This window comes from Streptomyces mauvecolor (assembly GCF_039532965.1).
Lineage (GTDB): Bacteria > Actinomycetota > Actinomycetes > Streptomycetales > Streptomycetaceae > Streptomyces > Streptomyces violascens.
Window position 1 is genome coordinate 1 of sequence record NZ_BAAASQ010000042.1, and the last position, 18954, is coordinate 18954.

At 71.0% G+C, this 18954-nt stretch carries 18 protein-coding genes; 11 read left to right on the forward strand and 7 right to left on the reverse strand.

The genetic code is table 11. The annotated features are described in order from the left end of the window. Positions 1-628 precede the first annotated feature (628 nt). The 5 genes from ABD346_RS34795 (at position 629) to ABD346_RS34815 (ending at position 5401) form a co-directional block, all read left to right on the forward strand. Positions 629-1603, forward strand: a complete 975-nt coding sequence (locus ABD346_RS34795) for a TraR/DksA family transcriptional regulator (RefSeq protein ID WP_344380316.1) — start codon at positions 629-631, stop codon at positions 1601-1603. Positions 1604-1665: 62 nt separating this feature from the next. Continuing rightward, positions 1666-2232 carry a signal peptidase II gene (gene lspA / locus ABD346_RS34800; protein WP_344380317.1) on the forward strand — a complete coding sequence of 189 codons (567 nt, stop codon included), beginning with the start codon at positions 1666-1668 and terminating at the stop codon, positions 2230-2232. Positions 2233-2303: 71 nt separating this feature from the next. Next, on the forward strand, positions 2304-3245 hold the full coding sequence (locus ABD346_RS34805) for an RluA family pseudouridine synthase (RefSeq protein WP_344380318.1): 942 nt from the start codon (positions 2304-2306) through the stop codon (positions 3243-3245). Next, positions 3242-3703: a GNAT family N-acetyltransferase gene (locus ABD346_RS34810; RefSeq protein WP_344380319.1), complete on the forward strand. Its 462-nt coding sequence runs from the start codon at positions 3242-3244 to the stop codon at positions 3701-3703. The genes ABD346_RS34805 and ABD346_RS34810 overlap by 4 nt, the downstream gene beginning before the upstream one ends. Positions 3704-3814: 111 nt before the next feature. After that, a complete protein-coding gene (locus ABD346_RS34815; RefSeq protein WP_344380320.1) occupies positions 3815-5401 on the forward strand; it encodes a Na+/H+ antiporter in 1587 nt (528 codons plus the stop codon). 36 nt (positions 5402-5437) lie between these two features. Here the strand turns inward: ABD346_RS34815 and ABD346_RS34820 are convergent, their stop codons facing one another. After that, positions 5438-6505, reverse strand: a complete 1068-nt coding sequence (locus tag ABD346_RS34820) for a mechanosensitive ion channel family protein (RefSeq protein WP_344380321.1) — start codon at positions 6503-6505, stop codon at positions 5438-5440. A 30-nt stretch (positions 6506-6535) separates the two neighbouring features. Here ABD346_RS34820 and ABD346_RS34825 point away from each other — a divergent pair, with 30 nt between their 5' ends. After that, a complete protein-coding gene (locus tag ABD346_RS34825) occupies positions 6536-7114 on the forward strand; it encodes a dienelactone hydrolase family protein (protein WP_344380322.1) in 579 nt (192 codons plus the stop codon). 71 nt (positions 7115-7185) lie between these two features. Here the strand turns inward: ABD346_RS34825 and ABD346_RS34830 are convergent, their stop codons facing one another. The 3 genes from ABD346_RS34830 to ABD346_RS34840 form a co-directional block, all read right to left on the reverse strand. After that, on the reverse strand, positions 7186-7995 hold the full coding sequence (locus ABD346_RS34830; RefSeq protein ID WP_344380323.1) for a thioredoxin domain-containing protein: 810 nt from the start codon (positions 7993-7995) through the stop codon (positions 7186-7188). Positions 7996-8060: 65 nt separating this feature from the next. Then, the gene (locus ABD346_RS34835; RefSeq protein ID WP_344380324.1) at positions 8061-8735 is read right to left on the reverse strand and encodes a hypothetical protein; all 675 of its coding nucleotides are present in this window, start codon (positions 8733-8735) and stop codon (positions 8061-8063) included. Positions 8736-8849: 114 nt separating this feature from the next. Beyond that, positions 8850-10178: a DUF2252 domain-containing protein gene (locus ABD346_RS34840; protein ID WP_344380325.1), complete on the reverse strand. Its 1329-nt coding sequence runs from the start codon at positions 10176-10178 to the stop codon at positions 8850-8852. A 223-nt stretch (positions 10179-10401) separates the two neighbouring features. Between ABD346_RS34840 and dnaE the strand changes: the two genes are divergently transcribed. Further along, positions 10402-13947 (forward strand): DNA polymerase III subunit alpha, encoded by a 3546-nt coding sequence (gene dnaE / locus ABD346_RS34845; protein ID WP_344380326.1) that lies wholly within the window; start codon positions 10402-10404, stop codon positions 13945-13947. A gap of 69 nt (positions 13948-14016) precedes the next feature. Here the strand turns inward: dnaE and ABD346_RS34850 are convergent, their stop codons facing one another. Further along, positions 14017-14196: a hypothetical protein gene (locus ABD346_RS34850; RefSeq protein ID WP_053727795.1), complete on the reverse strand. Its 180-nt coding sequence runs from the start codon at positions 14194-14196 to the stop codon at positions 14017-14019. A gap of 266 nt (positions 14197-14462) precedes the next feature. On the opposite strand from ABD346_RS34850, the gene ABD346_RS34855 reads away from it, so the two are divergent. From ABD346_RS34855 to ABD346_RS34870, 4 genes are all read left to right on the forward strand, one after another. Continuing rightward, positions 14463-15713: an NYN domain-containing protein gene (locus ABD346_RS34855; protein WP_189961127.1), complete on the forward strand. Its 1251-nt coding sequence runs from the start codon at positions 14463-14465 to the stop codon at positions 15711-15713. A gap of 73 nt (positions 15714-15786) precedes the next feature. Further along, positions 15787-16794 carry an ABC transporter ATP-binding protein gene (locus ABD346_RS34860; RefSeq protein ID WP_344380327.1) on the forward strand — a complete coding sequence of 336 codons (1008 nt, stop codon included), beginning with the start codon at positions 15787-15789 and terminating at the stop codon, positions 16792-16794. Positions 16795-16826: 32 nt separating this feature from the next. Then, positions 16827-17630: an ABC transporter permease gene (locus tag ABD346_RS34865; RefSeq protein ID WP_381229610.1), complete on the forward strand. Its 804-nt coding sequence runs from the start codon at positions 16827-16829 to the stop codon at positions 17628-17630. Between the two features lie 34 nt (positions 17631-17664). Then, positions 17665-18321: a hypothetical protein gene (locus ABD346_RS34870; protein ID WP_344380328.1), complete on the forward strand. Its 657-nt coding sequence runs from the start codon at positions 17665-17667 to the stop codon at positions 18319-18321. A gap of 9 nt (positions 18322-18330) precedes the next feature. Here ABD346_RS34870 and ABD346_RS38780 read toward each other — a convergent pair whose 3' ends face one another. Together ABD346_RS38780 and ybaK are read right to left on the reverse strand one after the other, a co-directional pair. Further along, positions 18331-18405, reverse strand: a complete 75-nt coding sequence (locus tag ABD346_RS38780; RefSeq protein WP_465270266.1) for a hypothetical protein — start codon at positions 18403-18405, stop codon at positions 18331-18333. 54 nt (positions 18406-18459) lie between these two features. Beyond that, the gene (gene ybaK / locus ABD346_RS34875) at positions 18460-18954 is read right to left on the reverse strand and encodes a Cys-tRNA(Pro) deacylase (protein ID WP_344380329.1); all 495 of its coding nucleotides are present in this window, start codon (positions 18952-18954) and stop codon (positions 18460-18462) included.

An 18954-nucleotide genomic window follows, 5' to 3' on the forward strand; every position in this document is an offset into this window, starting at 1 on the left:
TCGAGCACGGCGTGCTCGAGGGCGGGCAGGTCTACCTGGGCGGGCACCTGGCGGTACTGCGACATCCGTTCATCCTCCGGCGGATCGTCGTGCGGTTCCGTCGGAGGGACGAGAGCCTGCCCTCGTGGGGCGCTCCCGCGGTACCACCCTCCTTGGCGGTGTGCGGAACACCGCCCCCTCATTGGGGTCGCGAAGCCGGTTCTACCGGACTCCTGGTGGGGAGTCTTTCTTCCGGCGGCTCGGGGGTGATCTTCACCGCGCGCTCGCCTCCGGGCTCACACCGTCCCCGGATCGCTCTTGGCTGCGTACGCCGCTACTCGTCCCGTCCACGCCTCTCGCTGCGGCCAGTGTACGGGGCCCGGCGAAGGGCGGCCGACCGGTTTTCGGCGGACGGTGGCGAAGGGCGCGTACATGACCCGAATGGCCATACGCACCCCGGCGGAGTCCGGCTCCGCCCGTCCGGCGGATTACCGGGCCGGGAGCTGGGCACAACGGTTGCAGGTTCCTCTTGCCGCCGGTCCGGGGCGGGGCGAACCGGCGGCGTGCCCCGTTGCCGCGGGCCTGGGGTCGATTTATCGTCCCAGCACGATTCGCGAGCAAGATCACAATATGTGAAGGGGCCGCGGCCATGGTGGCGAAGAAGACCGCCGTAGAGACCACAACGGCGTCCAGGAGAGCCAGTGCCACACCTGCTGCCGCAGGCGCCACCACGGGCTCGGCGGCCAAGGACACGGACGGGAAGAAGAGCACCGCCGCCAAGAAGGCCGCCGCCAAGAAGGCCGCGGCGAAGAAGACCGCTGGTGCCAAGACCGCCAAGACTGCTGGAACTGCTGCGACGAAGGCCGCCGAGGCCGAGGAGGTGACCGCCGGGAAGGCGGCCGCCAAGGAGCCGGCCAAGGCGGCGCCCGTCAAGAAGGCCGCCAAGAAGGCCGCGAAAAAGGCTGTCGCCAAGAAGGCCGCGGCCGGCAAGGCAACCGGGACGGCGCGGGCCGCGTCCGACAAGGCGACCGACAAGACGGCGCCGGCGAAGTCGGCCGGGGCGGGCGCCAAGAAGGCCGCGACCGCGGCCCAGGGGGCGGCTGCGGCCGCGGAAGAGACGGGAGCCAAAAAGGTGGTTGCGAAGAAGACTGCGGGAGGGGCAACGGCGGCCAGGGCCGCCGCGGCGTCGGCGGTGCCGGCGGCCCGTGCCGTCGCCACGACCGCCCCGGGGGAGCTTCCGGTCCGGCCCGGCGAGGACCCGTGGACGCCGGCGGAGGTCTCCGAGGCCCGTAACGAGCTGTCCAGCGAGGTGCTGCGGCTGCGCAGCGAGATCGAGGCCTCGGAGGCGGCGCTGACGGGCCTGATGCGCGACTCCGGCGACGGCGCGGGCGACGACGACGCCGACACCGGGACCAAGAACATCACCCGCGAGCACGAGATGGCGCTCGCCGCCAACGCCCGCGAGACCCTGGAGCAGACCGAGCACGCCCTGGAGCGCCTGGACGCCGGGACGTACGGCTACTGCGAGGTCTGCGGGAAGCCGATCGGAAAGGCCCGGATGCAGGCGTTCCCGCGTGCCACCCTGTGCGTGGAGGACAAGCAGAAGCAGGAACGGCGGGGCTGAGTCCGTACAGGTGTGCCGTACCCTCGTGCTCAGTCAGGCACCTAGTCGGTTGAGGGACTCACGTGGCAGAGGCGGAGCGCATCATCGGTACGCCGGAGGTGGAAGGGGCCGACGGGCAGGCGGCCCCTGCCGAGCAGCCGAAGGGCAAGCGGAAGATCGCCGTGCTGTTCGCGGTGGCGCTCTTCGCCTACCTTCTGGACCTCGGCAGCAAGATGCTCGTGGTGGCCAGGCTGGAGCACCACGAGCCGATCAAGGTCATCGGCGATCTGCTCCAGCTGAACGCCATCAGGAACGCGGGCGCCGCCTTCGGGATCGGCGAGGCGTTCACGGTGATCTTCACGATCATCGCGGCGACCGTGATCGTGGTGATCGCGCGGCTCGCGCGCAAGCTCTACAGCCTGCCGTGGGCGATCGCGCTCGGCCTGCTGCTCGGCGGCGCGCTCGGCAACCTCACCGACCGGATCTTCCGCTCGCCCGGCATCTTCGAGGGCGCGGTCGTCGACTTCATCGCCCCCAAGGGCTTCGCGGTCTTCAACCTCGCCGATTCCGCGATCGTGTGCGGCGGCATCCTGATCGTGATCCTGTCCTTCCGCGGCCTCGACCCGGACGGCACCGTTCACAAGGACTGAGCGCCCGCCTCGAAGGCCCGGCCGCCGGACGCGCGGCGGGGGATGTCGGTGGGGCAAGGCATACTCGACGGGTGAGCACGATTCCCGAGATCCGCACCCTGCCCGTTCCCGACGGCCTCGAAGGCGAGCGCGTCGACGCCGCCATCTCCCGCATGTTCGGGTTTTCCCGTACCAAGGCGGCCGAGCTTGCCGCGGCGGGGAAGGTCCAGGTCGACGGCGCCGTGGTCGGCAAGTCCGAGCGGGTGCACGGCGGGGCCTGGCTGGAGGTCGAGATGCCGCAGGCGGCGGCCCCGGTCCAGATCGTCGCCGAGCCCGTCGAGGGCATGGAGATCGTCCACGACGACGACGACATTGTCGTGATCATGAAGCCGGTGGGCGTCGCCGCCCACCCGAGCCCGGGCTGGACGGGCACCACGGTCATCGGCGGCCTCGCCGCGGCCGGTTACCGCATCTCCACCTCCGGCGCCGCCGAGCGCCAGGGCATCGTGCACCGCCTCGACGTCGGCACCTCGGGCCTGATGGTCGTCGCCAAGTCCGAGCGGGCGTACACCTCGCTCAAGGCGCAGTTCCGCGAGCGGGTCGTCGACAAGCGCTACCACGCGCTCGTCCAGGGCCACCCGGACCCGATGAGCGGCACCATCGACGCCCCGATCGGGCGCCACCCCAACCACGACTACAAGTGGGCCGTGACCGCCGAGGGCAAGCCGTCGGTCACGCACTACGACCTGATCGAGGCGTTCCGCGCGGCCTCGCTGCTCGACATCAAGCTGGAGACCGGCCGCACGCATCAGATCCGCGTGCACATGTCGGCCCACCGCCACCCCTGCGTCGGCGACCTCACCTACGGCGCCGACCCCACCATCGCCAAGCGCCTCAGGCTGACGCGCCAGTGGCTGCACGCGGTGCGCCTCGGCTTCGAGCACCCCTGTGACGGTGAGTGGGTCGAGTTCGAGAGCCAGTACCCGCAGGACCTCCAGTACGCCCTCGACACGATCCGGGCCGAGAGCGAGTGACCGCCTACCGGGTCCGCATCGCCGAGGACGCCGCCGACCGCGAGGCCTGCTTCGCCGTCCGCAAGCAGGTGTTCGTGGTCGAGCAGCAGGTGCCCGAGGACGTGGAGTACGACGCGTACGACGCGAGCGCCCTGCACGTCCTCGCCGAGGGCGACCAGGGGCCGCTCGGCACCGGCCGGCTCCTGTACGGGCCCGACGTCCTGCACAAGACCGGGGACGCGGGCACGGGCTCGCTCGGCCGGCTCGCGGTCACCTCGGCGGCCCGCGGACTCGGCGTCGGCGCGGCCCTGGTGCGTGCCATCGAGGACGCCGCCCGTGAGCGCGGCCTGACCGCGGTCGACCTGCACGCGCAGACGCAGGCCCTGGGCTTCTACGAGCGGCTCGGGTACGAGGCGTACGGCCCGCGGTTCCAGGACGCGGGGATCGAGCACCGCGCGATGCGGCGGGTGCTCGCGTAGCGCTGCCCTCCGGGTGCTTTGGCCCCCGATGGGCGGTTCGGGCGGGTTGCGTGGCACGCTGGAGGCCTTGATCGTCCAGGCCTTCCCGGCCCGCACCGCCCGGAGGCATCCGTGGATCAGCTGGCCCTGCTGCTCGTGCTCCTTCTCGGCGCGGTGGTCACGGTCCCGTTGGGGGACCGCCTCGGACTGCCCGCGCCGGTGCTCATGACGATCGGCGGGATCGTGATGGCGCTGCTCCCGTTCGTGCCGAACGTGGACATCCCGCCGGAGTTCATCCTTCCGCTGGTCCTTCCGCCGCTGCTCTACGCCTCCGTGCAGCGCACGTCCTGGCGCCAGTTCACGGCCAACGTCCGGCCGATCTTCCTGCTCGCCGTGGCGCTCGTCTTCGTGACCACGGCCGCCGTCGCGGCCGTCGCGGGCTCCATCGTGCCGGGGCTGCCGATCGCCGCGGCCGTCGCGCTCGGCGCGCTCGTCGCACCGCCCGACCCGGTCGCCGCGACGGCGGTCGCGGGCTCGCTCGGCCTTCCGCGCCGCCTCGTGTCGATCCTGGAGGGAGAGGGCCTGTTCAACGACGTCACCGCGATCGTGCTCTACCACGTGGCGATCGCGGCGACCGTGAGCGGGAGCTTCTCGTGGGCGTCGGCGGCCGGGGAACTCGTGCTGTCCGCCGTGGTCGCGGTCGTCGTCGGCCTCGCCCTCGGCTGGGCCGCCAACAAGCTGATGGGGCTGCTCGGCGACCCCACCCTCCAGATCGGCCTCACCCTCCTGGTCCCGTTCGTCGGCTACGTACTGGCCGAGGAGTTCGGCGGCTCCGGGGTCCTCGCCGTGCTGACCGTGGCCCTCTTTCTCGCCGAGCACACGATGGACGCCGACGACGTGCAGGGCCGGCTCGCCGGGGCCACGTTCTGGCAGATTGTCGACACCCTGGTCACCGGCGTCGCGTTCGGCCTCATCGGGCTCGAACTCCACAACGTGTTCGGCACCGCGACCGGCCGCGAACTCCACATGTTCGGCTGGGCGGCGGCCGTGGTCGGCGTCGTCGTGGGCGTACGGCTCCTGTGGCTGCTCCCGGCGACCTGGCTCGCCAAGCGGCTGCACACCAAGCGCGACTACGACGAGGAGATCCCCACGTCCTGGCGGGAGACCATCGTCATGTGGTGGGCCGGGATGCGCGGCGTGGCCTCGGTGGCCCTCGCGCTCGCCATCCCGCTGAAGACGGACGACGGCTCGCCCTTCCCCGGCCGCGACGAGATCGTCTTCATCGCCTTCGCCGTGATCATGACCACCCTGGTCTTCCAGGGGCTCACCCTGCCCTGGCTGGTCAGGAAGCTCGGCGTACGGGCCGACACGGACGCCGAGCGCGGCCTGGAGCGGGACCTCGCAATCCGCGCCGCGAAGGCCGCGAAGCGGCGCCTGAAGGAGATCGAGGACTTCGAGGAGCTGCCCGAGGACGTCATGGAGCAGTTGCAGCGGCGGGCGTACGACGTGGGGGCGCGGATCAGTCCCGACATGGTCGACGAGGAGCGGCGCGAGGCGTACGCGAAGCGGGTGCAGCGGATTCGGGCGGTCCAGCGGATTCAGCGCGAGATGATGTCGGCGGCTCGGCACGAGGTGCTGTCCGCGCGCAGCGAGCCGGGTGCCGACCCGGAGATCGTGGACAGGGTGCTGCGGCAGCTGGACGTGCGCAGCCTGAAGTAACTCCGGGGGCTCCGCCCCGAGGCCCCCGTTCGCGCCTCAGGGCCGCTCGTCCTCGCTCGCCGGACGGGCGGAAGGCGCCTCGCCCGTCGTGATCCTCGGCAGCGCGTACGGATGTTCCGCGTGCAGCCACGCCACCATCTGCTCCCTCACCGTCACCCTCACCGTCCAGATGTCGTCCGCGTCCTTCGCCGTCACCGTTGCCCGTACCTGGATCGTCGACGGAGTCGTGTCCGTCACCGCCAGCGAGAAGTCGCGGCCGTCCCAGGCCGGGCACTCCTTCAGGATCAGGGCGAGGCGTTCGCGCATCAGGGGGAGCGGGGCCGAGTGGTCCAGGTGGAAGAAGACCGTGCCGGTCATCTGGGCGCCGCCGCGGGACCAGTTCTGGAAGGGCTTGCTGGTGAAGTACGACACCGGCATGGTCAGGCGGCGCTCGTCCCAGGTGCGTACCGCGAGGAAGGTCAGCGTGATCTCCTCGACGACGCCCCACTCCCCGTCCACCACCACCGTGTCGCCGATCCGCACCATGTCGCCGAAGGCGATCTGGAGCCCCGCGAAGAGATTGCCGAGGGTGGACTGCGCCGCCACACCGGCGACGATGCCCAGGATGCCCGCCGAGGCCAGCAGAGAGGCGCCCGCCGTGCGCATCGCGGGGAAGGTGAGCAGCATCGACGCGACGGCCACCACAGCCACGATCGCGCTGACCACCCGCTGGATGAGCGTGACCTGGGTGCGCACCCGGCGGACCCGGGCCGGGTCGCGGGTCGAGGCCGCGTATCGGGTGTACGAGGACTCCACGACGGCCGTGGCGATCCGCACCACCAGCCAGGCGCTCGCGCCGATCAGGACCAGGGTCAGGAACTGGCCGAGGCCCGCCTCGTGGTCCTGCACCGGCCCCCACTCGATCTCGTCGTACGAGCCGCGCAATATCGCGGTGAGCAGGACGAGGCGCAGGGGTATGCGGCAGCGGCGCAGCAGGCCCCACAGCGGGGTCTCGCGGTGCCGGGCGTCGGCTCTGCGCAGCAGCCGGTCGGCCAGCCACCCCACCACCAGCGTGAGCACGACCGAGCCGCCGATGACGATCAACGGACGCAGCACGTTCTCCATGCCTTCGACCGTAACTGGCACGATGGCCCCATGAACATCATGCTTTTCCATTCGGTCTACGGTCTGCGCCCCGCCGTACAGGAGGCGGCGGAGCGGCTGCGGGACGCCGGCCACCAGGTGCACGTCCCCGACCTGTACGAAGGCCGCACCGCAGGGACCGTCGAGGAGGGCAGGGAGCTCAAGGACGAGATCGGCAAGGACGAGCTTCTGAAACGAGCCATTCTCGCCGCCGCCCCGTACTCCGAGCGGGGTCTCGTCTACGCCGGGTTCTCGCTCGGCGGGTCCATTGCGCAGACCCTGGCGCTCGGCGACGAGAAGGCCCGCGGCCTGCTGCTGCTCCACGGCACCTCGGACATGGCCGAGAACACGGCCGTGGACGAGCTGCCCGTCCAGCTGCACGTGGCCGACCCGGACCCGTTCGAGTCGGCGGACTGGCTCAATTCCTGGTACCTCCAGATGCGGCGGGCCGGCGCGGACGTGGAGATCTACCGCTATCCGGGTGCCGGCCACCTCTACACCGACCCGCAGCTGCCGGACTTCGACGAGGCGGCCGCCGAGCAGACCTGGCGCACGTCGCTGGGATTCCTCGACAGCCTGGCCGGCGCGTAAGGGCGTGGGAACGGCGAACGGGCCGTGCGGACCCGGAGGTTCGCACGGCCCGTTCGGCGGCCGTCAGGGGGTCAGCCCTTGAGCGCCTTGTCGATCGCGGCCGTGAAGGAGGCCGCGTCCGACGGCGCGTTGTCCGAGCCGTCCGCGGTGATCTTCTTGCCGTCCATCTTCAGCGTGGGCGTGCCGGTGACGCCGCTGCTGTTGAACTTGTCCGACATGACCAGCGCCCACTTGTCGTAGGTGCCGTCCTTGACCGCCTTGTCGAAGGCCGCGTTGCCCTTGAGCGCCGGCACGGTGTCGGCGATCTGGATCAGGTAGTCGCGGTTCTTGAACTTGTCGGTGGTCTCCTCGGGGTGGAACTTGGCCGAGTAGAGCGCCGACTTGTACTCCAGGAACGCCTCGGGGCTGACGTTCAGCGCGGCGCCCAGCGCGCTCAGCGCGGTCTTCGAGCCGGTGCCCGGGCTGCCGTTGTCGATGAACGTGGCGCCGATGAACTGGATCTTGTACTTGCCCGCGTCGACGTCCTTCTTGATCGTCGGGCCGACGGCCTGCTCGAACTGCGAGCAGATCGGGCAGCGCGGGTCCTCGTACATCTCCAGGGTCTTCTTCGCCTCGGGCTTGCCGATGACGACGGTCGTGCCGTCGCTGCCCGAGTTGGCGGGCTTCACCAGCGTCTTGTCCTTGGCGGCCTCCCACGCGGTGGGCTTCATGGCCTGCATGATCGCGTAGCCGGCGCCGCCCGCGACGGCGAGGACGCCGACGACCGACACGGCCACGATGATCTGCCGGCGGGTCTTGGCCTTCTTCGCCTCGCGCTCGCGCTCCGCTCGCAGCCGCTCGCGGGCGGCAGCCTTGTTGGCCTGGCTGTTGCGGGAACTCATGATCTTCTTCTCCGGATGGCAGGTGGGGAAAGCGACGGGGACTGCTGTGCTCGTGAGCCCGGACCTCAGACGAGGCCGGGTGACGGGCAGGGCGGTCCCCTTCGTGCCACGGAGTGCACCAGGAGGCGGGTGCGCGACGGGCCGGGCCTGCCGTGCGCCGGGCGCGCGAGCGGGCGCTCGGCGCCGACGGCGGCGCGCACCACGGCGGCCGCGACGAGCAGCGGCCGGAACGCGAACGCGGCGACCGCGCGCAGCAGCCGGGCGAGCGCAGCCTCGCCCCGGCGCAGCCACAGGGCGGCGAGCAGCCCGACCGTCAGATGGGCCCCGAGCAGCAGCCAGGGCACGGCCGGGCCCGGGTGGGTCAGCAGGGTGGCGGCGTTCGCCGGGGTGCCCACGGCACCCAGCGTGCCGCCGCCGCACAGCACGTCGAAGCCGACCGCGCGCAGGGCGCCCGCGACGGGCCCCCCGGCCGGGCCGTAACAGACGTGCTGGCCGGTGGTGAACAGGGTGTCGGCGGCCAGTTCCAGCGGGACCAGGGCCCCCGCTATCGCCCAGTAGCCGCGCTCGCGGCCGGCCAGCGCGTACGCGATGACGAACACCGCGCCGGCCGCCGCGGCCACCAGCGTGAGCGGCAGCGGGACCCGCGAGAGCAGCACATGGGACGCGGCGGAGAGCGTCACGACGAGCGCCGTGAAAAGCGCCGCGCGTGCCGCTCTGAGCTGCGTCCCGGATATGTCCATCGCGGGTGAGTGTGCCATGTCCGGCTGTCAGCCGTGCCTAAAGGTTCGGTGAGACCCGGGGCCCACCCGGCGGATCTTGCCCGGGACGCGCGGTCCTGGCACGCCGGGCAGACCCTAGAGCCCCGGAATCCGGCCGTTGCGGAACAGGTCCACGAAGATCTGGTGGTCGGCCCGGGCCCGCGCCCCGTAGGAGTGCGCGAAGTCGACGAGCAGGTCCGCGAAGCCCTCCTCGTCGGCGGCGATCGCCGCGTCGATGGCGCGCTCGGTGGAGAACGGCACCAGTTCGGAGTGGCCGCTCTCGTCGTCCGCCGCCGCGTGCATCGTGGCCGTGGCCCGGCCGAGGTCGGCGACGACCGCCGCGATCTCGTCCGGGTCGTCGATGTCCGACCAGTCCAGGTCCACCGCGTACGGCGAGACCTCGGCGACCAGCTGGCCCGCCCCGTCCAGCTCGGTCCAGCCCAGCCACGGGTCGGCGGCGGCCTGCAGCGCGCGCTGCGAGATCACCGTGCGGTGCCCCTCGTGCTCGAAGTAGCCGCGCACCGCCGGGTCCGTGATGTGCCGGGACACCGCCGGGGTCTGGGCCTGCTTGATGTAGATCACCACATCGTTCTCCAGGGCGTCGCTGTGCCCTTCCAGAAGGATGTTGTACGAGGGCAGACCGGCCGAGCCGATCCCGATCCCGCGGCGCCCGACGACGTCCTTCACGCGGTAGGAGTCCGGGCGCACCAGGCTCTCCTCGGGCAGCGTCTCCAGGTAGCCGTCGAAGGCGGCGAGGACCTTGTAGCGGGTCGCCGCGTCCAGCTCGATCGAGCCGTCTCCCTCGGTGAACCGGCGCTCGAACTCCCGGATCTCGGTCATCGAGTCCAGCAGCGCGAACCGGGTGCGGGCGCGGGCGTCGCGCAGCGCGCCGAGCAGGGGGCCCTCGGCGGTGTCCAGGGTGAAGGGCGGCACCTCGTCGTCCTTGGCGCCCGAGGCCAGCGCGTGGATACGCTCGCGGTAGGCGGCGGCGTAGGTGCGCACCAGGGAGGTGATCTGCTCGTCGCTGAACGCCTTGGTGTAGCCGATCAGGGCCAGCGAGGCGGCGAGGCGCTTGAGGTCCCAGGTGAAGGGCCCCACGTACGCCTCGTCGAAGTCGTTGACGTTGAAGATCAGGCGGCCGTTGGCGTCCATGTACGTGCCGAAGTTCTCGGCGTGCAGGTCGCCGTGGATCCAGACCCGGCCGGTGCGCTCGTCCAGGTAGGGGCCGCCGTGCTGTTCGCGCTCCAGGTCGGCGTAGAACAGGCAGGCCGTACCCCGGTAGAAGGCGAACGCCGAGGCCGCCATCTTGCGGAACTTGACCCGGAAAGCGGCCGGGTCGGCGGCCAGGAGCTCGCCGAACGCGGTCTCGAAAACGGCGAGTATCTCTTCGCCGCGCGTCTCCGCGCTGGGCTGCGGGACCGACATCGCTGGGTGCCTCCTGGTGCGTACTGCCTGCGTCACGATCGGGACGGGTTGTGCCCCTTCCAACGCGCGACCGTACCCCGGAGTGCCCGTCGGTCGCCCGGTCACCGCCCCTCGTCGGGGTGCTTCGCGCCGCGGATCCCCCTCGGCTGTCAGTGCGGCGACGTAGACTCCAAGGCTGTCCCCCTGCTCCGCGAACCCCCTCTTGCCGTTGGAGGCCCCACCCGTGACTGGCACGTCCAAGACACCGTTCACGCACCTTCACGTCCACACCCAGTACTCGCTGCTGGACGGTGCCGCGCGGCTCAAGGACATGTTCAACGCCTGCAATGAGATGGGCATGACGCACATCGCCATGTCCGACCACGGCAACCTCCACGGTGCCTACGACTTCTTCCATTCGGCGAAGAAGGCGGGCGTCACGCCGATCATCGGCATCGAGGCGTACGTGGCCCCCGAGTCGCGACGCAACAAGCGCAAGATCCAGTGGGGTCAGCCGCACCAGAAGCGCGACGATGTGTCGGGTTCGGGTGGTTATACGCACAAGACGATCTGGGCGCACAACAAGACGGGCCTGCACAACCTCTTCCGGCTCTCCTCGGACGCGTACGCCGAGGGCTGGCTGCAGAAGTGGCCGCGGATGGACAAGGAGACGATCTCGCAGTGGTCGGAGGGGCTCATCGCCTCCACCGGCTGCCCCTCCGGCGAGGTCCAGACCCGCCTGCGGCTCGGCCAGTTCGACGAGGCGGTGCAGGCGGCCTCCGACTACAAGGACATCTTCGGCGAGGGCAAGTACTTCCTGGAGCTGATGGACCACGGCATCGAGATCGAGCGCCGGGTCCGCGACGGCCTGCTGGAGATCGGCAAGAAGCTCGGCATCCCGCCGCTCGTCACCAACGACTCGCACTACACCTACGCCCACGAGGCGACCGCGCACGACGCCCTGCTCTGCATCCAGACCGGCAAGAACCTCTCGGACCCGGACCGCTTCCGCTTCGACGGCACGGGCTACTACCTCAAGTCCACCGAGGAGATGTACGCGGTGGACTCCTCGGACGCCTGGCAGGAAGGGTGCGCCAACACCTTCCTCGTGGCGGAGCAGATCGACACCGAGGGGATGTTCGCCGAGAAGAACCTGATGCCGAAGTTCGACATCCCCGAGGGCTACACCGAGGTCACCTGGTTCCGCGAGGAGATCGCCCGCGGCATGAAGCGGCGCTACCCCGGAGGCATCCCCGAGGACCGCCAGAGGCAGGTCGAGTACGAGATCGGGATCATCCTGGAGATGGGCTTCCCCGGGTACTTCCTCGTGGTCGCCGACTTCATCATGTGGGCCAAGAACAACGGCATCGCGGTGGGCCCCGGCCGAGGTTCCGCGGCCGGTTCGATCGTCGCGTACGCCATGGGCATCACCGACCTCGACCCGATCACGCACGGCCTGATCTTCGAGCGGTTCCTCAACCCCGAGCGCGTCTCGATGCCCGATGTCGACATCGACTTCGACGAGCGCAGGCGCGTCGAAGTGATCAGGTACGTGACGGAGAAGTACGGCTCCGACAAGGTCGCCATGATCGGCACCTACGGAAAGATCAAGGCGAAGAACGCCATCAAGGACTCCGCGCGGGTGCTCGGCTACCCGTACGCGATGGGCGACCGCCTCACCAAGGCGATGCCCGCGGACGTCCTCGGCAAGGGCATCGACCTCTCGGGCATCACCGACCCCAAGCACCCGCGCTACAGCGAGGCGGGCGAGATCCGGGCGATGTACGAGAACGAGCCGGACGTGAAGAAGGTCATCGACACCGCCAAGGGCGTCGAGGGCCTGGTCCGGCAGATGGGTGTGCACGCGGCCGGCGTGATCATGTCCAGCGAGCCGATCGTCGACCACGCCCCGATCTGGGTGCGGCACACCGACGGCGTCACCATCACGCAGTGGGACTACCCCCAGTGCGAGGCGCTCGGCCTGATCAAGATGGACTTCCTGGGCCTGCGCAACCTGACGATCATGGACGACGCCGTCAAGATGGTGAAGTCCAACAAGGGCATCGACCTGGAGCTCCTGGAGCTTCCGCTGGACGACCCGAAGACGTACCAGCTGCTCTGCCGCGGCGACACGCTGGGCGTGTTCCAGTTCGACGGCGGCCCGATGCGCTCGCTGCTCCGCCAGATGCAGCCCGACAACTTCGAGGACATTTCCGCCGTTTCGGCCCTGTACCGGCCGGGACCGATGGGCATGAACTCGCATACGAACTACGCGGAGCGCAAGAACGGCCGCCAGGAGATCACGCCGATCCACCCGGAGCTCGAAGAGCCCCTGAAGGAGACGCTCGGTCTGACCTACGGCCTCATCGTGTACCAGGAGCAGGTGCAGAAGGCCGCCCAGATCATCGCGGGCTACTCGCTCGGCGAGGCCGACATCCTGCGCCGCGTGATGGGCAAGAAGAAGCCCGAGGAGCTGGCGAAGAACTTCACCATCTTCCAGGCCGGCGCCAAGAAGAACGGCTTCTCCGACCAGGCGATCCAGGCCCTGTGGGACGTCCTGGTGCCGTTCGCCGGATACGCGTTCAACAAGGCGCACTCCTCGGCGTACGGCCTGGTCACCTACTGGACCGCGTATCTGAAGGCCAACTACCCCGCCGAGTACATGGCGGCCCTGCTGACCTCGGTCAAGGACGACAAGGACAAGTCGGCCGTCTACCTGAACGAGTGCCGGCGCATGGGCATCAAGGTGCTGCCGCCGAATGTGAACGAGTCGGTGCACAACTTCGCCGCCCAGGGCGACGACGTGATCCTCTTCGGCCTGGAGGCCGTCCGCAACGTCGGTACGAACGTGGTCGACTCGATCATCCGCTCGCGCAAGGCGAAGGGGAAGTTCGCCTCCTTCCCCGACTACCTGGACAAGGTCGAGGCCGCCGCCTGCAACAAGCGCACCACGGAATCGCTCATCAAGGCGGGCGCCTTCGACACGATGGGCCACACCCGCAAGGGCCTGACCGCCCAGTTCGAGCCCATGATCGACAACGTGGTACAGGTCAAGCGCAAGGAGGCCGAGGGCCAGTTCGACCTCTTCGGCGGCATGGACGAGGACAGCAGCGAGCCGGGCTTCGGCCTCGACGTCGAGTTCGGCGACGTGGAGTGGGAGAAGTCCTACCTGCTCGCCCAGGAGCGCGAGATGCTCGGCCTCTACGTCTCCGACCACCCGCTCTTCGGCCTGGAGCACGTGCTTTCCGACAAGGCGGACGCGGGCATCGGCCAGCTCACCGGCGGGGACTACTCGGACGGCTCGATCGTCACCATCGGCGGCATCATCTCCGGCCTCCAGCGCAAGATGACCAAGCAGGGCAACGCCTGGGCGATCGCCACCGTCGAGGACCTGGCCGGCTCCATCGAGTGCATGTTCTTCCCGGCCACCTACCAGCTGGTCTCGACCCAGCTCGTCGAGGACGCCGTGGTGTTCGTCAAGGGACGCCTCGACAAGCGCGAGGACATCCCGCGCCTGGTCGCGATGGAGCTGATGGTCCCCGACCTGTCGTCGGCGGGCACCAACGCGCCGGTCGTCCTGACCATCCCCACCGTGAAGGTCACCCCGCCGATGGTCAGCAGGCTCGGCGAGATCCTGGGGCACCACCGGGGCAACACCGAGGTGCGGATCAAGCTCCAGGGGCCGCGCTCGACGACCGTGCTGCGGCTCGACCGGCACCGGGTCCAGCCCGATCCGGCCCTTTTCGGTGACCTGAAGGTGCTGCTCGGCCCGTCCTGCCTGGCCGGCTGACCTCGCAGGACGTTCCGTACGAGAAAGGGGCGCACCCACCGGGTGCGCCCCTTCTTCTCGTAATGACGGCTAGTTATGACCGAAGCGACGCTGGTGCTTACGGGCAACATCTGCCGGGCTGCCCTGGGCCTGCGACTGCGGCACGGCCTGGGACTCGAAGGCGGCGGACTTCGACTGTTCCTGCCCGCGCTCGGCGGCCTGGGAGCGGTCCTGCTGACTGCCCGACTTGCGGTTCTTGTTCTTGGCCATGGTGCTGCCTCCTGTGGGGGAACTCGGGGCCAGGGCCGCTGTCAGACTCACACAGAAGAACAAAGGGCGCATTTCGGATCATTACCGTGCGTGACGGGGTGATGACCCCCCAATCCGCCACGCCGATGATCGAGTTCCGGTGCTCAACCCTTGCGCGGTCGGGCAGACTCGAAGGAAACCCGAAGTTCATTGGGTGATCTCCCGTACCCCCGCTCCTGTTATTTCTTTTTCTTCGGCTTTTCCGTTCCCGAAAGAGGGTGGAACGCATGGACCGCTGCGTCGTCCTGGTGGATGCCGGTTACCTGCTCGGGGCCGCCGCGAGTCTGCTCGCCGGGGAACCGGCCCGTTCCCGCATCACCGTCGACCATGCCGCCCTGATCCAGGGGCTCCGCGAGCGCGCTGAGGCCGACACCCAGCAGCCCTTGCTCCGCATCTACTGGTTCGACGGCGCCCCCGACCGCGTCCCGCAGCCCGAGCACCGCCGGCTGCGCGTGATGCCCAGGGTGACGGTCCGGCTCGGCGCGCTGACCCGCAGCGACGGCCGCTGGGCGCAGAAGGGCGTGGACGCCGCGATGCACGCAGAGCTGACCGAACTCGCCCGCAACCGCGCCTGCTCGGACGTGGTCCTGGTGACCGGCGACGGCGACCTGCTGCCGGGCCTGATGTCCGCGAAGGAGCACGGCGTCGCCGTCCACCTGTGGGCCGTGCAGGCCGCCGACGGCGACTACAACCAGTCCGAGGACCTCGTCGCCGAGGCAGACGAACGCCGGGTGCTCGACCGCGCCTGGATCACCCAGGCCGTCCGCGCCAGGGACCTCACCGGCATCTGTGCCCCGGCTCCCGCGCCCCGCCCCGAGATCGCCGCGATCCTCTCCGCGCCGCTGCCCGAATCCGCGCTCGCCGCCTCCGCCGAGCGCGCCGCCGAGGCCCAGGCCGCCGCCGTGCGCAACGGCACCGCGCCCCCCGAGACCGCCGGCGAGAACGGCACCTCGGTGCCCGCGCCGAGCGGCGCCAAGGGCGTACCGACGCCCAAGGACCTGGCCTCCCTGCGCGGGCCCGGCAGTGCCCCGGCCGCCCCCGCGCCCGCCTCGGCCGCCACCCTGCGCTGGTCCTCCGACAAAGGGTGGGTCGAGCGTCCGGGCGCGGCGCTCGGCGAGTCCCCCGAGACCGCCTCCCTGCCGACGCTGGCCCAGCTGACCAGCGCCGAGCAGCGCTGGGCCGACCGCGAGGAGGACATCACCACCGTCGGCGGCGACCCCTACGAAGTCGGCCAGGTCTTCGCCCGGCGCTGGATGGAACGCCTCCCCGAGCCCTCGCACGTACAGAAGCTGTCCACCATGTACCCGCGCATCCCGCACCGCATCGACGGTGAACTCCTGCGCTACGCCGCCCGGTTCGGCCTCCTCGCGCACAAGGACGACCAGATCGACGAGCACGACCGGTACGCGATCCGGGCCGGCTTCTGGCGCGAGATCGACGTCCGGGCCGCCGCCGAACGCCAGCCGGCCGGCGAGTAGCCGCCCGCCCGGGGGCGCCGTTCGACCGCCCCCGGAGCCGGGCGGGTCCTTCGACCCCTTAGGCTCATTCCCCGTGAGTACCGGCACAGCAGCGGCGCGGGCCGGCACCGTTTGCGCGGTGCGGGGCCTGGTCAAGACGTACCCCGCGACGCGGGGCCGACGAGGTGCGCCCGGTACGCCCGAGGTCCGGGCCACCGACGGAATCAGCCTCGACGTGCGGCGCGGCGAGATCTTCGGACTGCTCGGGCCCAACGGCGCCGGCAAGTCCACCCTCGTACGCCAGCTGACCGGGCTCATGCGGCCCGACGCCGGCTCCGTCGACGTGCTCGGCCACGATCTGGTGCGCCACCCCGAACGCGCCGCCCGTCTCATCGCCTACCTCGGCCAGGAATCCACCGCCCTCGACGAGCTGACCGTCGCGCTCGCCGCCGAGACCACCGGCCGCCTTCGCGGACTCACCCTGCGCGACGCCCGCGCCGAACGCGACGCGGTTCTGGCCGAACTCGGTCTTGACGACATCGCGGGGCGGCCGCTCAAGAAGCTCTCCGGCGGCCAGCGGCGCCTGGCCTGCCTCGCCGCCGCCCTCGTCGGCGAGCGCCCCGTCCTCGTGCTCGACGAGCCCACCACCGGCATGGACCCGGTCGCCCGGCGCGCCGTGTGGGCCGCCGTCGACCGGCGGCGGGCCGAGCGCGGCGCGACCGTCCTGCTCGTCACCCACAACGTCATCGAGGCCGAGACCGTGCTCGACCGGGTCGCGGTGATCGAACGCGGCAGGGTCATCGCCTGCGACACCCCCGCCGGACTCAAGGCCCAGGTCGCCGACGAGGTGCGGGTCGAACTCGTGTGGCGCGACCGCGCCCCCGTCGAGGTCCCCGAGGTCGCCGCCCTGCGCGCCTCGGCGCAGGAGTCGGGACGGCGCTGGACGCTGCGGCTCAGCCCCGAGCGGGCCCGCGCCGCCGTCGCCACGGTCACCGGCGGCCCGGCCTTCGCCGCCCTCGACGACTTCACCCTGGCCACGCCGAGCCTCGAAGACGTCTACCTCGCGCTCGGCGGCCGCGCGGAAGGGCTGGTGAAGGCGTGAGCGCCATTCCTCTGGAGAGCAGCGTGGAGGCCGTGGGGTCTCCGGTGAGCGGCACCACCCGGCACCCCGACGCCGCGGACGCCGCCCCGCTCGCCCCGCGCGCCCGGCTGCTGCCCGCGCTCGCTGCCGTCTACCGTGCCCAGCTCTCGCGGGCCCGGGTCGCGCGGATCCCGCTGCTCTTCGTCGCGACCTTCCAGTCCGTCGGCATCATGATCCTCATGCGCGGGGTGGTGGACGGCGGGAGCGAGGCCCGTGCGGTGGTCGCCGGATCGAGCGTGCTCGTCGTCGCCTTCGTCGCGCTCAACCTGCTCGCCCAGTACTTCGGCCAGCTGCGGGCCGGCGGCGGCCTCGACCACTACGCGACGCTGCCCGTGCCGCCCGCCTCCGTGGTGCTCGGCACGGCCGCCGCGTACGCCTCCTTCACCGTGCCCGGCACCGCGGTGACGGCCGTGTTCGGCTGCGTCCTGTTCGGGCTCCCGATGGGGCACCTGTGGATCCTCGCCGCGGTGATCCCGCTCGCCGGGGCCGCGCTCTCCGGGCTCGGCGCGGCCCTCGGGCTGCTCGCGCCGCGGCAGGAACTCGCCACGCTTTTCGGCCAGTTGGGGATGTCGGCGGCGCTGCTGCTCGGCGTGCTCCCGGCCGGCCGGATGCCCGGACCCATCGCGTACGCGCGTGATCTGCTGCCGTCCACCTACGGCGTCGAGGCGTTCGCGCACAGCTTCGACGCGCATCCCGACTGGTCCCTCGTCGGTCTCGATCTCGGGGTGTGCGCGGCCGTCGGCGTCGTCTCGCTGGCCGTGGCCGCGTGGGCCTACCGCCGCGCGGCGGTCCGGTGAGGCAGCGCACAGGCGCGCCTGGCACGATGTCAGGGTGACCGCACCTCTGACACCGCCCCATCAGCAGCCCCCGGGCAACGACCCGTGGCAGACGAACACCGGGGGATCGCACCCCGGGCCCGTCGAGGAGGCGCCCGCGATGAAGAAGGACCTGCGGGACGCGGTGCTCGTCGCCCTCGCCGTGACGCTGGCCGGGGTGGCGCTCGGACTGCTGTGGCTGTGGCTGGCCCCGAAGGTGCCGCTGATCGCCGACGACAAGGCCGTCTTCCTCAAGGACACCGAGGGGGAGGAGGCGATAGGCGGTGACGGAACGTTCATCTTGCTCGCGCTCGGATTCGGCGCGCTCAGCGCGGCCGCGGTCTTCCTGTTCCGCAGGAAGGGCGGCATCGCCCTGGTCGCCGGCCTCGCGGTCGGCGCGCTGCTCGGCTCGGTGCTCGCCTGGCGCCTGGGCATCTGGCTCGGCCCCAACCAGGACGTGGTCGCCGCGGCGAAGGCGGCCGGCAAGGGCGTCACGTTCGACGCACCGCTGAAGCTCGACGCGAAGGGCGCGCTGCTGGCCTGGCCGATCGCCGCCATGGCCGTCCACCTGGGCCTCACGGCGCTGTTCGGGCCCCGGGACCCGGATCCGCTGTGGCAGGTGCCGCCGCTGGAGGACCCGGGACCGGGAAGGCCGGACTCGGCCGGTCTCTGACGGCGCGGGTCAGGCCGGGCGCCTCCCGTGGTTGGCCCGGCCCTTCTTGATGCGCCACTTCCGCTTGCGGGTCCGCTTCGACATGGGCGTACCTCCCGCCCTCGGGTTCTAGTCGAGGACGAGAGGGACGTCGAGACCCTAAACCCGCCCGATCGGCGCGAGCAGCGCCCCGGTGAGGGCCGCCAGATCGGCGGGGGACAGCTCGACCTCCAGGCCGCGGCGGCCCGCCGACACGCAGATCGTGGCGTGCGTGGACGCCGAGTCGTCCAGGACCGTGCGCAGCCTCTTGCGCTGGCCGAGCGGCGAGATCCCGCCGCGCACGTAGCCGGTGGTGCGCTCGGCGGCCGCCGGGTCGGCCATCGCGGCCCGCTTGCCGCCGACCGCCGAGGCCAGCGCCTTCAGATCGAGCGAGCCCGCCACCGGGACCACCGCGACCGTCAGCTCGCCGTCCACGTCGGCGACCAGCGTCTTGAACACCCGCTCCGGCGTCACCCCCAGAGCCTGCGCCGCCTCCTCGCCGTACGAGGCGGAGGACGGGTCGTGCTCGTAGGCGTGCACCGTGAACGCGGTGCCCGCCTTCGTCAGGGCCACCGTCGCCGGAGTCCCCCCGCTCTGCTGCTTCTTCTTGGCCAA